Annotated in this window: 10 protein-coding genes; 6 read left to right on the top strand and 4 right to left on the bottom strand. The window is 60.9% G+C overall.

What is annotated here, in order from left to right:
* Window positions 1-146: 146 nt before the first annotated feature.
* The 5 genes from ACQE3D_RS04240 to ACQE3D_RS04260 all read left to right on the top strand — a co-directional run bounded on the left by ACQE3D_RS04240 (window position 147) and on the right by ACQE3D_RS04260 (window position 6730).
* Entirely contained in the window at window positions 147-1682 is a 1536-nt protein-coding gene (locus ACQE3D_RS04240; protein WP_313728987.1) for a DUF1175 family protein, read from the top strand.
* Window positions 1652-3328, top strand: a complete 1677-nt coding sequence (locus ACQE3D_RS04245) for a hypothetical protein (protein WP_313728986.1) — start codon at window positions 1652-1654, stop codon at window positions 3326-3328. Before ACQE3D_RS04240 ends, ACQE3D_RS04245 begins: the two co-directional genes overlap by 31 nt.
* A 92-nt stretch (window positions 3329-3420) precedes the next feature.
* Window positions 3421-4557: an efflux RND transporter periplasmic adaptor subunit gene (locus tag ACQE3D_RS04250; RefSeq protein ID WP_313728985.1), complete on the top strand. Its 1137-nt coding sequence runs from the start codon at window positions 3421-3423 to the stop codon at window positions 4555-4557.
* Complete coding sequence (locus tag ACQE3D_RS04255) at window positions 4554-5213, top strand: ABC transporter ATP-binding protein (RefSeq protein ID WP_313728984.1); 660 nt, start codon at window positions 4554-4556, stop codon at window positions 5211-5213. The genes ACQE3D_RS04250 and ACQE3D_RS04255 overlap by 4 nt, the downstream gene beginning before the upstream one ends.
* A gap of 437 nt (window positions 5214-5650) precedes the next feature.
* On the top strand, window positions 5651-6730 hold the full coding sequence (locus tag ACQE3D_RS04260; protein WP_313728983.1) for a DUF3466 family protein: 1080 nt from the start codon (window positions 5651-5653) through the stop codon (window positions 6728-6730).
* A gap of 108 nt (window positions 6731-6838) precedes the next feature.
* On the opposite strand, the gene ACQE3D_RS04265 is transcribed toward ACQE3D_RS04260, so the two are convergent.
* The 4 genes from ACQE3D_RS04265 to ACQE3D_RS04280 all read right to left on the bottom strand — a co-directional run bounded on the left by ACQE3D_RS04265 (window position 6839) and on the right by ACQE3D_RS04280 (window position 12293).
* The gene (locus ACQE3D_RS04265) at window positions 6839-8431 is read right to left on the bottom strand and encodes a phospholipase D-like domain-containing protein (RefSeq protein ID WP_313728982.1); all 1593 of its coding nucleotides are present in this window, start codon (window positions 8429-8431) and stop codon (window positions 6839-6841) included.
* Between the two features lie 36 nt (window positions 8432-8467).
* The gene (locus ACQE3D_RS04270) at window positions 8468-9964 is read right to left on the bottom strand and encodes an endonuclease/exonuclease/phosphatase family protein (protein ID WP_313728981.1); all 1497 of its coding nucleotides are present in this window, start codon (window positions 9962-9964) and stop codon (window positions 8468-8470) included.
* 63 nt (window positions 9965-10027) lie between these two features.
* Window positions 10028-11617: a glycoside hydrolase family 57 protein gene (locus tag ACQE3D_RS04275; protein WP_313728980.1), complete on the bottom strand. Its 1590-nt coding sequence runs from the start codon at window positions 11615-11617 to the stop codon at window positions 10028-10030.
* Entirely contained in the window at window positions 11610-12293 is a 684-nt protein-coding gene (locus ACQE3D_RS04280; protein ID WP_064031162.1) for a hypothetical protein, read from the bottom strand. Before ACQE3D_RS04280 ends, ACQE3D_RS04275 begins: the two co-directional genes overlap by 8 nt.
* A gap of 183 nt (window positions 12294-12476) precedes the next feature.
* On the opposite strand from ACQE3D_RS04280, the gene glgX reads away from it, so the two are divergent.
* Window positions 12477-14648 (top strand): glycogen debranching protein GlgX, encoded by a 2172-nt coding sequence (glgX, locus tag ACQE3D_RS04285; protein WP_427551405.1) that lies wholly within the window; start codon window positions 12477-12479, stop codon window positions 14646-14648.
* Window positions 14649-14712 lie beyond the last annotated feature (64 nt).

Genomic DNA, 14712 nt, shown 5'->3' on the forward strand with positions numbered 1-14712 from the left:
GATGTTCCCAACCGGTTGCACAATTCGGCCGGCATTGTAGCAAGGAATTGCAACGGCGGATTTGCCGGTCTCAAGCTTGGATTTGCCGTTAGACCGAATCGTTGCTACATTTCGAACGTTTAGATCAATTCCGGCCGGAGGCTAATATGCGGCACATTTCTAGGTTCAAAGGCCGGCGCCGCTGGGGGGCGCCATGGCTAGCGCTGGCGTTTGCCGCCGCCGCGCAAGCCACGCCCAGCGACGATTCCGACATTCTGGCCCGGCGCGGCCAGCAACGGCCCTTGCCGACCGATGCCAGCCAGCCGCCGACGCTGACGTTGAGCCAACCGGCCGGCGGTTGGACCAGCGGCTTGCAGATCAAGGTGGAAGGCACTTGTTCCGATCCGGCCGCCGACCCGGTGGTGGTCAACATCAACGGCGTGCGCTACTACGTGCGCAACGTCAACGGCGGTTTCGCCCGTGCCTTCCCGGCCGCCAAGGGCAAGAACACCGTGATCGCCGAATGCGCCAACGCCGCCGGCGTCGCTAAAGCCTCGACGACGGTGGACGCGGTGATCGCGCCGATTCCGTTGAAAGTGGTGCTGACCAGCGACAGCGACGGTGTTTACACCGATTTGCATATCTACGAGCCCGACAATACCCACGTTTATTGGGCCGATACCAACTCGACCAGCGGCGGTATCTTCTTTCTGAACCAGAATGGCGACAATTTCGACCAGGCCGGTTACGGGCCTTATCTGTACGTCCATCCGGCCCCGCCGGTCGGGGTGTTCCGCATCGACACCAATTACTGGCCGGGCGGTGCGGTGCAGCATACTCTGGCGAATTTGGACATTATTCTCGACGAAGGTTTGCCCAGCGAAAGCCGGCGTCGGGTGCAAAAGCCGCTGGCCCGGCCAGGCGAAACCCAAACCCTGGCCTACGTGGTGATTCAAGGCAATCGCCGGCCGGCGAAAATCTACGTGCCGGGCCAGGACGCCGAGCGCGACATGCCCGCCGAGGTGCGCGACTACATCAAGCACGAACCCAAACGCGAAGGCGAGGACAGTGGCGGCGCGGAGCTGGGTTACCTGCCGCCGCAAGACGAACAGGCGTTGCGTCAGGTCGTTACCGACGTGGCTCTGCTGCAAGCCCGTAAATTCAGCCCCCTGTGGGAAACCAAGCAACGCGATTGCGCCGGCCTGGTGCGCTTTGCCTACCGCACCGCGCTGGAACCGCGCGACGCCGCTCGCACCGCCAAATTGGGCGTGCCGGCCAAGCTGAATTTACCGCCGGTATCGGAGCAGGCCAGGCAGGTGCTGCCCGCTTATCCGCAAATCTGGCAAACCGGCATCGGGAACGGTTTGCCGCGCTACGGCCATTTCGCCGACGCCGAGACGTTGATCGGCTACAACTTTCGGCTGAAATCCCGCGACCTGGCGGCGGCGCGAAACGGCGATTTACTGGTCTATCAAAAGCCCTTGATTAACGACGAGCCCTATCATTTGATGCTGTTTGCCGCCGGCCGCGCCGAGGATCTGGCCGTCTACCATAACGGTGCCCTGGGTGCCGACGGGCAGGTGCGGGTGGTCAGAATCGCCGAATTGTTGGAATCGCCCGATCCGGTCTGGATACCCCGGCCGGAGAATCCGTATTTTCTAGGAGTGTACGAATGGAACCGCTTACGCCCGCAAAACGCCTGACCGCGATGGCCGCCGCCGCAGCCCTGGTCGTGACGGCCGGCGTCGTCGCTTACCGGCAGTTGACCGAAAAACCGCTGGGGCAATTGACCAGAGCCGGGTTACCGATGCTGGATTTGGCCGTGCAATTGACCGACGCCGACGGCAACGTGTTGGTGGCCGAGGGTTCGCGGGTGGCCAACGGCGAGCCGGCGCCGGAAGGCGACGAACGCTGTCCGGCCTTGAGCGGCGGCGATATCGCCTCAGCGACCGCCGTCGATGCCAGCGTGCCGCGCGCCGGCGATTGCCCGCGCCGGGCCGCGTGGTACGTCAAGAAACATCCGGTGGCGCTGACCCTGCGTTTCAACGACGGCGCGGCCTTCTTGAATTGGTGGGACCGCCAGCCGCGACTGCAAGCCTTGGCCGACGACCGCTTCGTGCATGGCTTGTTTTTCGGATTGCTGCAAAGCCTGAAGGTGAGGGCCGAGCAGCTCAACCTGGATGGCTTGCAAGGCGAGTTTCTGCAACAACTGCTACGCGACGCGCTCGGCGCCGACGCCGAATTGCATTACGACATGGCTCATGCCAGCCAGGGCTGGGTGCTGAGTTATCGGCGTAGCGCCAGCCGCTACAGCGACCGGGCCATGCCGGCGCTGGCCGGCTTGTTGGCGGCCAGCGGCTATCGGGTCGGCAAGTTGCCCCAGCCTATCTTGGAAACCCGGATTGGCCCACAAAAGCTGTTTTTTACCGAATATCAGGGCAGGGTGTATCTCGCGCAAGGCTTGGAAGCTCTTCTGAACGTGATCGATAGCGTCGCGCCGCAAACCCAAGCCGGCGCCGCGCCGTTGAGCCTAACCCTGCGCGCCGAAGCCTTCGTCGGGCATTTGCTGCCGGTGTTCGTCGGCGCGGCCGAATATCCGTTGCGTTGGGATTTCGCGCTGACCGAAGGCGAACTCGGCGTGTTGCAATTGCCGCCGGCGCTTTGGCAAACCCGCTTGCACGGCCAATTGTTCGAAGGCGTGCTGGCCAGCATGCCGCACGACGCGTTCGCCGGCGTCGCCGCCAGCCTGGCACTGCCGCCGACCTGGACACTGGACGACTGGCGCGGCTTGGCGACCGACGGGCCGGCAACGGCGCCGCCAAGTCCCGAGCCGGCCGGCATCGCGCTGATCTGGGACTTCAATGCCGATAGTCCGGCCGGCGCGGTCGGCGTGATCGTCGCCAATCCGGGCCAACCGCAAGCCAGCGCCGCCTACGTCCAATATCTGAAAAATCCCGATCTCAGCGCCGAATGCGCCGGCGGTAGTCTGTTTTTGGCCGCCAGCTCGGAAAGCCTGTTGACGCGGATGAAGGACGCTTGCGCCCGGCAATCGCTCAGTCCGTTGGATTGGCAGCGCGGCGCCGAAAAGTCGCGCTGGCAAGCCGCGCAACTGGCGGCCTTCGTCAATCCCGGCGCCGGCCTTCGCGAACTGTTTCTGGCCGGCGGCGCCGGCGAGACCGCCCAGGACAGCAACGAATTCGCGCCGCGCTGGCAGCAGGATTACGCCAACGCCAAGGCCGCGATGCGCCGCGACGGCGACAAACTGTTCGCCGGATTGCCCATTTTCAGTTACGCCGGGCGCGTCGATACCGCAGGCGCCCGGCTGGCTGGGCGCTTGCTGGCCCAGTGAGCCGCCGGCTCAGTCGGTTGCTTAGTCTTGGCGCTGGGCAAATAGTCTGTGCCGAGGTAGGCTAGACGGCCATTTCCCAGCGGTTCTTAAAGATGAAATACAAAATTCCGATCGCCGCGACCTTGCTGGCCGTGGCTGGCGCGATTTGGCTGGCCAACCGCAAGCCGGCGCCGATCGATGTCGAAGTCTATACATTGGCCGAGGGCGAGGTGCGCGCCACGGTCGCCAACACTCGGGTCGGCACGGTCAAGGCCTGCCGGCGCGCCTATCTGGCGCCGGCCACCGGCGGTCAGGTCGCCAAGCTGCACGTGCGGGAAGGCGATAAGGTTCGGCAAGGCCAGGTATTGCTGGAAGTCTGGAACCAGGATTTACACGCCCAGGCCGCGTTGCAGCAGGCCCAAATCGCTGCCAACCTTGCCGCCGCCGAGCAAGCCTGCCAACTGGCCGGCGGCGCCGAGCGCGAAGCGGCCCGGATCAGCCGCTTGGGGCGGCGCGACCAAATTGTTTCCGAGGAACAAGTCGACAAATCGGTGACCGGCGGCAAAGCCCAGCGGGCCGGCTGCAAGGCCGCGCAACGGGCGGTCGATGTGGCGCAAGCCCAGCTCGGCGTCGCCGAGGCCGCCATCCAACGCACCTTGGTCAAGGCGCCTTTCGACGGCACCGTCGCCGAAGTCAATGCCGAGCTCGGCGAATTCGTCACGCCGTCGCCGCCCGGCATTCCAACCTTGCCGCCGATCGATTTGCTGGACTTGAGTTGTTTGATCGTGTCGGCGCCGATCGACGAGGTCGATGCCGCCGCGCTGAAGACCGGCATGACCGCTTGCGTGTCGTTGGACGCTTTTCCGGACAAGCGCTGCTCGGGCGTGGTCAGCCGCATCGCGCCCTATGTGTTGGAAAAGGAAAAGCAAGCCCGCACCGTCGAAGTCGAAGTCACCATGAAAGACCCGAAAGATCTGGCCGAACTGATGCCCGGTTACAGCGCCGATATCGAGGTGTTGCTGAACCGTAAGGAAAGCGCGCTACGCCTGCCGGCCGAAGCCATTCTGGAAAATAACCGGGTGTTGACGATAGATGCCGACGGCATCTTGCGCGAGCGCGGCTTCAAACCCGGTTTGTCCAACTGGAGCTATACCGAAGTGCTGGATGGCCTGCAAGCCGGCGAGCGAGTAGTCGTGTCGCTGGGTAAGGAAGGCGTTAAGGCCGGCGCGCGGGTCAAGGTCGTCGAGTGATACGGCTGAGCGGCATCGGCCGGCAATTCCAGGTCGGCGAACAAACCGTGCAAGCCTTGCGCGGCATCGATTTGCACGTGGCGCGCGGCGATTACTTGTCGGTGATGGGGCCGTCCGGCTCCGGCAAATCGACCTTGCTGAACATTATTGCCCTGCTGGATCAGCCCAGCGCCGGAAGCTACTGGCTGAACGGCCGGGATGTCACCCAACTCAGCGATGACGAACTGGCGCGAACCCGGCGCGATAACATCGGCTTCGTGTTTCAGTTTTTTCATCTGATCCCGCGCCTGACCGCCGCCGAAAATGTCGAAATGCCGATGATCCTGGCCGGCATTCCGGCCAAGCAACGCCGGGAACGGGTCGGCGAGGCGCTGGCCTCGGTGAGTTTGGCCGACCGTGCCGCGCACAAGCCCAACCAGTTATCCGGCGGCCAGTTGCAGCGTATCGCCATCGCCAGAGCCATGATCATGCGCCCGGCTATTCTGTTGGCCGACGAGCCGACCGGCAACCTGGACAGCCAGTCCGGCCTGGAAATCGTCGAACTGCTGGAAAACCTGAATCGGCAGGGCGTCACGCTGGTCGTCATCACCCACGATCCCAATCTGGGCGCGCGGGCCGGAAGGCAAGTCAGGATAGTGGATGGGACGTTGGTTTGAGTCCGGCAGCGGCCGGACTGGCGGGCGAATCGATAGGCGCGGTGTGTCGAGTTTGGTTTGAACTGCTTAAATTTTTCGCTTGAGTAGCCGCCGACGCTTAAGGTTCGAATAGCTGCGGAACGGTCTGATATTGCGCCGATCCGGGCGTTGGAAACCTGAGATAGGTGAACGTTTCGAGTTGGAGTTTGTGAAATCGCTCAATTTGTCCTATAGCTTGAACTACAATTCCTAGCCGTTAGGTATACGGCTTGGCTTGAGTCACCGAAATTCGAGTTTTGTTGTTTTTTGGAGTCACCAACCGATCGTCAAGCTTCCAAATATTCCAATTTTTTCAGTTAGTTGTAGTTCATCTGACGGCGTTCTCGCTATTAAGGGCGGAACGTTTTTCTTAAGTGACGCCGCTGTTTTTGTTTTCAAAAACGCGTAGGAGTAACACTATGCAAAACGCTAAGACTCTACTGACTTTGTTGCTTGGGCTTTCGCTGCAATCCACGCCCGTTCAAGCGGCTACATACACTGTTACGGACCTAGGTACGCTGGGTGGCACTAGTAGTTCCGCCACGGCCATCAATAACAGCGGTCAAGTGGCGGGTCATTCCCGGACGGCCGATCGAACTAATCGCGCTTTTTTGTTTCGAAACGGCGTTATCAGCGATATAGGCGCCTCGGGCAATTTTGGCAGCGCCGCCACCGGTATTAACGATAGCGGGCAAATCGTTGGCGATAACCATGTGACGATGACGGCTTCTCGCGGCTTTCTCTACAGTGGTAATGGAATCACCGAATTCGGCACCTTGGGCGGCACGAATAGTTTGGCTTTGGCCATCAACAATGCGGCGCAAGTGGTAGGCTGGTCCAATGCATTGGACGAGGCCCAGCATGCGTTTATTTACAGTGACGGCGTGATGACCGATTTGGGCGCCTTGGGCGGAACTTCGAGCGAAGCAAGCGACATCAACGACAGCGGGCAAGTCGTTGGTTGGGCTCAAACCGCGAACGGCGAAATACATGCGTTTGCGTACGACAACGCCACGATGACTGATCTGGGTACGTTAGGTGGTCCCACCAGTGGCGGCACAGGCATTAACGGCAGAGGGCAAGTGGTAGGCTACGCGAGTGTACCCGGCGAACTTTATGGGCACGCCTTCCTATACGACAGTGGCGTCATGAACGACCTGGGTAGTCTGTATGGTATCGGTAGTGTTGCCAACGACATCAACGATAGCGGGCAAATCGTCGGTAATGTGTTCACCACCGGCGATTTGGAAGAGCATGCCTTTATTTACGATAATGGCGTCATGACCGACTTAAACCGCCTAATCGCGGCCAATTCCGGTTGGAATTTGGTCACAGCCTTGGCTATTAATGATCGGGGACAAATTGTGGGTTCGGGTTTCAATCCGCAACATGAATCCCACGCGTTTTTATTGACGCCCACGGCTGTTCCCATTCCGTCCGTCATTTATCTATTCGCTTCCGCTTTGCTGGGTCTAGGATGGTCAGGGAAGTCCGCGTGAGTGGTCCGGGCGAAGCGGCCCGGACTCCCGTTGTTTGCGATCTTGCGTTTGATTTAGCGCCGTTTTACCGGGCTGGGCCGCGGAGTCCGCGATCGCGGAAAAGTATCGTCAATAAAACACCCTGAACAACCTTTGAATCTGTTCGAATTCGAACAAATACGGTTGGGCCACGTCGCGGTTGGCGGCGACCACCAGCAGGTCGTGGGAGAACACCGAGGTGTTGTACCAGTTGAAACTGCCGTCGATAACGATGTAATCGTCGATGACGCAGTATTTACTGTGTATCGGCGAGTAGGGCACCGGCAGATCGTCTTGGCCGTAAACCAAGCCGACCCGGATGCCGGCGTCCTTCAGGCGTTGCACGGCCGGCAACAGCGGGCGGGCCAGTTCGTCGCGCATTGGCCGCTCGACGCCGATCTTGCCTTGGCGGGCCAGATGACCGTTCAGCAACAGTTGCACGTCCACGCCGCGATCGCGGGCCTGGATCAGCGCCGACACCACGCTGTCGTGGTGGTCGCCGAGCAGGTCGCCGATCAGAAACAGACAGACTTTGATCGAGCGGCGGGCGCGGTGGATTTCGGCGAGTATCGCGTGATGCGGCCGGTAGACCTTGCCGTTGGCCATGGTTTGCCGGCCGAAGGTGTACAGCAGATTGAACGGGCTGAGCGGGTCGATGCCGTATTTTTGGATGACGCCGCCGCGCTGGCTTTGGAAGATGTTGTCCAGCAGCCGGCACACGCCCTGCGAATGAAAGCTCATCCCCGATTCCCAGTTGGCCCACCAGCGGTCGAAGGTGATGTTGAACGAGCCGAGGATGCAGTCCTCGTCGTTGAAGATCACGAACTTGGTGTGCATGTCCGGCTCGACTTCGATCAGATGATGCTTGGGGGTGCAGAACACGCCGACCAATTCGATGCCGGCCCGTTTCAGGCGTGCGTAGTTGTCGCTGTTGGTCAGCGTCATCTTGCGCCAATCGACGACGCATTGCACCAGCACGCCCTGGCGGCTGGCGTGGATCAGGTGGTTGATGAAGTCGTGGTCGTCTATGCAATCGACGCTGACCTTGATCGTGCAAAGCCGCCGCGGCTGATGATGCTTGGCGGCGATGGTCTTGTCGATGTGGTCGTGGATGTAGCGCTTGGGATGGTAGGGGTGGTGCTGTTGCCCCTTGGTGAATTTCGGCGTCAGATTGAGTGTGTCGAAACGTTGGGCGTACCAGTCGGCGTCGCTTTGTAACTGCTTGGGATCGAGTTCGTGGGCACGATAATGGTTGGGCGTCGCCCAATGGTCGCCGATGTGGCGATGCTGCGGTTCGGGATCGCTGGGTTGCTGGCCGTCCATGAAGATGTATTCCTGGCGGGAGGCGATCGAATGTTCGCCGATATGGACGATGAACGCAAACTTGATGCAGTGAATCTTGCCGAACTGGCGCGAGTAGGGCAGCACGTAGAAGTCGCGGGTGCTGCGTTTATGGCGGTTCCATTCGATGTCGTAGGCGTCGGTATCGACGATATAGGTCTCGCAAATCTCGGCCCGGTACACGCGTAGAATCACTTTCAAATTGGCCGCGATGCCGTGATTCATCTCGAAATCGAGCTTGCCCCAACGGATGTCGAAGCTTTCCCGAAAATCGTTGCCGCGCGGAAAGTAACCGCCCAGTTTGCCGAACACCGGCCTAGCGTAATGTTCTGCTGCTTGCATCTGTGATTGCCTACCTCGAACTAGCGATGAAACGGGTTAACGGGGCTCGAACTCGAAAAGATAACCGCAATGATCGGAAACCCTTCCGTAGTCCTGTTCAGTAAAGACCGCCCTGGCGGCGACGGCCTTGAGCGCGCCGCTCTTGTTCATGAAAATGTAATCGATTCGATAGTCTTCCGCCAAGTAGTTATGCCAGTGCGGATCGTTGACCCGGTAGATTTGTTGGTACAAATTGGGCGCGCTGGCCGCCAAATATTGATCGCGGTATTGGTTGCCTTCGACGATCAAGCGGTAGCCGATCGAGCCGGCCGCGACGTTGAAGTCGCCGCACAGCAGAGTGCCGCAGACCTCGCTGTCGCGGCGGGCGTCGGCCCAGGCCGCCAAACGGCGGAATTGGCTTTCGAACCCGTCTTCCCACCAGCTCAGATGCGCCGAGAATACGTCGATGCGGCCGAAGCGCGGCAGCGTGACGTTGGCGGCGACTACTTTGCGAGAATGTATGCTGTAGACATCGCTGCTGTCGGACACGTAGCGCGATTCCTGGCGTTCCAGCGGATAGCGGCTGAGGATGGCGACCCCTTCCCGGTAGCGGTCGAAACCCAGATGCGACCAATCGCAATGCAAGTGAAACGGTCGAGATAGTCGCGCGTTAATGATGTTGGCGGCGTTGGACGGCCAGTCGCCGTAGCCGTTGTTCCAATGCTCGGCGACTTCCTGCAAGCACACCAAATCGGCCCGCCAGTCGTCGATGGCGCGGGCAATCTGGCTGAATTTGCGGTCCTGATCGTTTTCCTGATAACAATGCAGATTCAACACCAGCACCCGTAGCGGTGGCCGGCTGAGCCGGTAGTTTTGGCCGGCGCGATTGTCCCAGTAGCTGCGGGACCGGGTGTGGGCGGCGATGCAATATTCGATGCGAAAGGCTTCGCCGATCCGCAAGCGCGTGTGCCAAAGCCGGGCCGGCTTCAGGCCGGTCGCGGGTCCCGCGACCGGTTTGCGGCGGCGGCCGGCCGCCTTGCACGGCGCTTGCCGGGTGCGCCGCCAACCGTCGCCGCTCCAAAGCACGCTGACGTGGTCGATGTCCAGCGTCGCGTCGGTCGCGACCACGACAGGCCATTCGACGGTTTCCAGATCCAAGGCCGTCGGCAAGGTCAAGGTTTGCAAGACCAAATCGTCGGCCAGATGATGGCCGCTGCCGGCGCGGGTTTGATAGTCGCGGCCTAGATTATTATCCCAGGCTTCGCCGTCCGGCCAACGGTAGTGCAGCGCAAATCGGATACCGCCCGGCAAGGCCGACCCTGCCTCGGCGCCGAATTCGGCCGCCGCATGCCAAACTTCGCCGCCTTCCGGCGTTTTGGTCAGATAGTTCGCGGGCAGGCGTTGCCAGACGCCGTCGTGGCCGCACCAGACCACATCGACGGTTTTGCGGTAGTCCAGATCGGCGACCAGGATCAGGAAGGTTAAGGTTTGACGGCGCGCGCCGGCCCGGCCGCCGGCGGTATTGCTGGTGTAAAGCAAGCGTATCGGGTCCATGCCGGGCTCCTGGTGCGATGGGCTGGCGAAATCCGGCGCGGCGGTCCGGGACGCGATGCCGGCTTAGCCGGCGTAATCGCGAAAGTCTATGTCGGGGAAAATATCGTCCATGATCTCCAGTGCTGTCAAATATCGCTCGTCGATGCGATTCTTGCGGATCGCGTCGTGCAGATAATTGAAGCGGGCCAGATGGTCGGCGATCCGCTTTCTGGCGTAATCGACGGTGGTGCCGGCCTTCATGATGAAGGGCCAGTCGGAGGCCTGCGCCAGCAGCAACGAGCGGGCGGCCTGATTCAGCGCGCGTTCTTGCGCCGGCGTGATCTTGAGGCCGTTCAGATCGTTGGCGAGCTTTTCCATTTCGGCGGCGGCCCGGTGCAGCAGCGGATAAATCCAGTCGTTGCTTTCGTTCAGCCAATAGCTCGAATAGCCGTGTTCACCCCAGCTCGACGCGGCCGGTCGGCCGATACCGTGGCGCAGCGGTTGCTGAAGGTAGTCAGAGCAGGCGGCCGTCGTCAAGCCGCTATCCGATTCGGCCGCCAACCGTAACACCTGTTCCAGCCAAAGCGGACCCTCGTACCACCAATGGCCGAACAGCTCGGCGTCATAGGGGGCGACAATGATGGGCGCTTGCGACAGTTCGCCATCCAGCGCGGCGATTTGCTCGCGGCGGCGGCGCACGAAGTCGGCGGCGTGCTGTCTGGCCTTGGCGTGGGCCTGAGCGGGTTGATAGGCTTGCTTGGGTTGGTTCTGCCCGGTGATACGGTAATACTTGATGCCGGTATTGACGCGGGTTTCGCGGTCCAGGATGTAGGGCGCGACGTACTCCAGCGGCAGGTCGAAGCCGATGTCCCGGTAATACTCGCGGTAATCCGGATCGCCGGGATAGCCCTGCTCCGCGCTCCACACTTGGCGCGACGAGGCCGGATCGCGACCGAAGGCGGCGACGCCGTTTCCGCTATCCAGCGGCGCGTAGACGCCCAGGCCCGCCGTATTGGCGGCGGTCATCAGTGCATGGCTGTCGACGAAGAAATGGTCGATGCCGGCGGCGGCCAATTCGTCTTCCAGGCCCGGATAATAGCCGCATTCCGGCAGCCAGAAGCCGCGCGGCCGAAAGCCGAAGCGCGACTCGAAACAGCGCAGGCCGACGCCGATTTGATTGCGGACAGCGGTCGGACTGACGTTGAGCAAGGGCAGAAAGCCGTGAGTGGCGGCCGTGGTCGTCAATTCCAGATTGCCGGTGGCGTGATGAAACTGAAATGCCGGCAACAATTCGCAACGGTAGCGCTCGCGGTAGCGGTACAACGCATCTTGATATTGCCGCAGATAAAACTCGGCCAAGGCCTGAAACTGGGGCAGGCCGCGGGTGCGGGCCACCTCGCGCTCGGCCAGTTCCACCCGGCCTTGCAAATAGTGCAAGTAGCGGTTTTGCAGCAAGGCGTCGCCCAGCATCGTGATCAAGGTCGGCGACAGCGACAGGGTCAAGCGGTAGGCGATCCGGTCGTAATGCAGCCGCTCCAATACCCCCAGCAAGGGCAGATAGCATTCGGTGATCGCCTCGAACAGCCAGTTTTCCTCGAAGAAACTGGCGTGTTCGGGGTGATGCACATAGGGCAGATGGGCGTGCAAAACGATGGCGAGATAGCCTTTAGTCATCGGCGTCTGAAGTCGGAGCCGCGGGATCGGCGGCCAGGGTTGAGGAAGCCGCGAGCTGCAGCGGCAACATGAATTGCGCGACGCTCGGCGTCAGATCGTGATTGCCGTCGGGTAACGCGGCGGTCGCGGCATCGTTGGAAATTGCCAGCGGACTGAATTGCCGGTCGCCGGTCAAGCGGCCGAGTACGGCCCGGTAGTGGGCGGCGGCGCCGCCGAGGTATTCGGGCAGGACGATGCGTTGCCGCGAGGCGTCGGCGGCTACCGGCACGTCGAACCAGACCGGCGCGCTGGCCGGGGGGGCCGGCGAGTCGGCGGCCGGGTTTGTTGCTGGGGCTTGCCGGAAGATGCGCAGCGTCAGCGGGCTGGATTCCGGCTGGTTCGGCAAAGTCGCGGGCGGCGGAGCGTCCAATTGCCAAAATGCGTGCAGGTGGCGGGGGTCTATCGGCAACAGCAGCAGGCTGGCTTGACTGCCGCGCGCGCGCGGCGCGTATTCGCGGCTGATTTGTTGACTGATTTCCAGCAATTCGCTGGGCGAGAATCCGCCGGTCGGCGCGCGCCGAACCCCGGATTCGTAGCGGCGCGGCGCGAATTGGCGGCTGATGGATAGACTGATTTCGCGTAATTCTTCGGCCGATAGCGGGGCGCGACTAGGAGTTGGTGACTGCGAAAAAGCCATCGGCGACGATAAGGAATCGGATTGTTGGTTTCGACTCGCTGTCAACTGCGTGAATTGTGCGGTATTTGGCAAAATCGGCAAATTGCGAAGACTCTACTCGTTGTCGCCTATTTACGCAAGGCATAGGCCGGATCGCCCGAATTGCAGTAGAATCGGGGCTTTCGGACTTTTTCGGTCAAGGAAATGCATAAACAATACCACTTGAAGTCGGGTAGTCCTTATCCCCACGGCGCCAAAGTCGGCGAGGGGGGCGTCAATTTTTCGATTTCCAGCCGTCATGCCACTTACGTGGAGCTGTTGCTGTTCGCTCAGTCGGACAGCGAAAAGCCGTTCCAAATTATTCCGTTAACCACCGATAAGCACCACACCTTTTTTTCCTGGCACGTGTTCGTCGTCGAATTACCGGTCGGCACCTGGTACGCCTGGCGCTTGGACGGCCCGTCGCAGACGCGGGAAACGGGATTGCGCTTCGACCGCGACAAGTTGTTGCTCGATCCCTGGGCGCGAGCGGTCAGCGACAAGTTGTGGGTGCGCGGCGCGGCCTGCGTGCCCGGCGACAATAGCTATCACGCGATGCGCGGTGTCGTCGTCGACGACCATTACGATTGGGAAGGGGATACGCCGCTGTCGATACGCAGCGAGAAAGTCATCGTCTACGAATTGCACGTCGGCGGTTTTACCCGGCATCCGTCGGCCAAGGTTAAGCATCCGGGGACCTTTCTGGGGCTGATCGAAAAAATTCCCTACCTGAAAAAACTGGGCATCACCCACGTCGAATTGTTACCGGCGATGGCCTTCGACGAACAGGACGTGCCGCCGCATACCGCCGAGCGCGGTTTGACCAACTATTGGGGTTACAGTACCCACAGCTTTTTCAGCCCGCATCCGGGCTATTGCGTGACGCCGGAACAGGGTACTCACATTAGGGAGTTTCGCGATCTGGTCAGGGCGCTGCACAAAGCCGGTATCGGCGTGATCATGGACGTGGTGTTCAACCATACCTCTGAGGCCGGCAGCGATGGGCCGGTCATCAATTTCAAGGGGATTACCGGCAACAGCTTTTATCTGACCGACAAATACGACAAAAGGCTCTTTCTGGATTACACCGGTTGCGGCAATACCGTCAACGCCAACCATCCGTTGGTGACTAACTTCATCATCACTTGCCTGGAATATTGGGTGCGGGAGATGCACGTCGACGGTTTCGGCTTCGATTTGGCCAGCGCCTTGGCGCGCGGCGAGGACGGCAGCGTGTTGCAGGACCCGCCGTTGGTGTGGGGCATCGAGCTGTCCCAGCAGTTGGCCAAGACCAAACTGATTGCCGAGGCTTGGGACGCGGCGGGTCTGTATCAAGTCGGCAATTTCCCCGGCTACCGTTGGGCCGAGTGGAACGGCCGCTACCGCGACGCGATACGCCGCTTCGTGCGCGGCGACGGCGGCATGATCAACGAAGTGGCCACCCGCATCTGCGGCAGCAGCGATCTCTACGAGCATCAACATCGCTTGCCGATCAGCGGCATCAACTTCGTGACCTGTCATGACGGCTTTACGCTGCACGATCTGTTCAGTTACAACGACAAACACAACGAAGCCAACGGCGAGGAAAACCGCGACGGCTGCAACAACAATTTGAGTTACAACTGCGGTGTCGAAGGGCCGACCGACGATCCCGAGATTTTGGCCGTGCGGCGGCGGCGCGCCAAGAACGCGTTGGCGATTCTGTTGCTCAGCCACGGTGTGCCGATGTTGCTGGCCGGCGACGAATTTTTGAATAGCCAGGGCGGCAACAACAACGGCTATTGCCAGGATAACGAGCTGAGCTGGTTGAACTGGGAGGATGCCAAGAAGAATGCCGACGTGCTGCGCTTCGTGCAGACTCTGATTAAACTGCGCAAGCGCCACACCGCGCTGATGCGCCGCCGCTTCCTGACCGGAAGGCCGCTGGAAGGTAAGACGCTGCCGGATATTCACTGGTACGACGTCGATCAGATGCATCCGCCGGCCTGGACCGATCCCGAGGCGCGCTTTTTGTCGTACACGCTGTCCGCGTTGGCCAAGGAGGAACCGGATTTGCACGTGGTGATGAATATGGCGAGCGAGGATGTGCTGATCGATTTGCCCAAAATCGAAGGCAAGGCTTGGTGTTTGTCGATCGATACCGCGCTGAGTTCGCCGGCCGACGCCGTCGAACTCGCCAATCAGTCGCCGCTGTCGCTACAGCAATACTGGGTGCGCGGCAATTCGGTGGTGGTATTGGAGAACACCCGTTTTTCCAACGAAGGCGGCGGCGAGTCCGTGTCGCATAAAGCATCGGCCTTTCTGAGCAAATTGACCGGCATCCGTTTGATCGATTAGGCCCATGCCGCCGGGGCTCGCTCTCGAGCCTCGGCTTCGGCGGCGAACGCCCCAAATTAGAGCA

The organism is Methylomonas sp. MS20 (assembly GCF_050275925.1).
In the GTDB taxonomy this organism is placed as follows: Bacteria; Pseudomonadota; Gammaproteobacteria; order Methylococcales; family Methylomonadaceae; genus Methylomonas; species Methylomonas koyamae_A.

Coding starts and splice junctions, on each gene's coding strand:
- ACQE3D_RS04275 (WP_313728980.1), bottom strand. CDS start 11,617: ATGACTAAAGGCTATCTCGCCATCGTTTTGCACGCCCATCTGCCCTAT.
- ACQE3D_RS04280 (WP_064031162.1), bottom strand. CDS start 12,293: ATGGCTTTTTCGCAGTCACCAACTCCTAGTCGCGCCCCGCTATCGGCC.
- ACQE3D_RS04245 (WP_313728986.1), top strand. CDS start 1,652: ATGGAACCGCTTACGCCCGCAAAACGCCTGACCGCGATGGCCGCCGCC.
- ACQE3D_RS04240 (WP_313728987.1), top strand. CDS start 147: ATGCGGCACATTTCTAGGTTCAAAGGCCGGCGCCGCTGGGGGGCGCCA.
- ACQE3D_RS04260 (WP_313728983.1), top strand. CDS start 5,651: ATGCAAAACGCTAAGACTCTACTGACTTTGTTGCTTGGGCTTTCGCTG.
- ACQE3D_RS04250 (WP_313728985.1), top strand. CDS start 3,421: ATGAAATACAAAATTCCGATCGCCGCGACCTTGCTGGCCGTGGCTGGC.
- ACQE3D_RS04270 (WP_313728981.1), bottom strand. CDS start 9,964: ATGGACCCGATACGCTTGCTTTACACCAGCAATACCGCCGGCGGCCGG.
- glgX (WP_427551405.1), top strand. CDS start 12,477: ATGCATAAACAATACCACTTGAAGTCGGGTAGTCCTTATCCCCACGGC.
- ACQE3D_RS04265 (WP_313728982.1), bottom strand. CDS start 8,431: ATGCAAGCAGCAGAACATTACGCTAGGCCGGTGTTCGGCAAACTGGGC.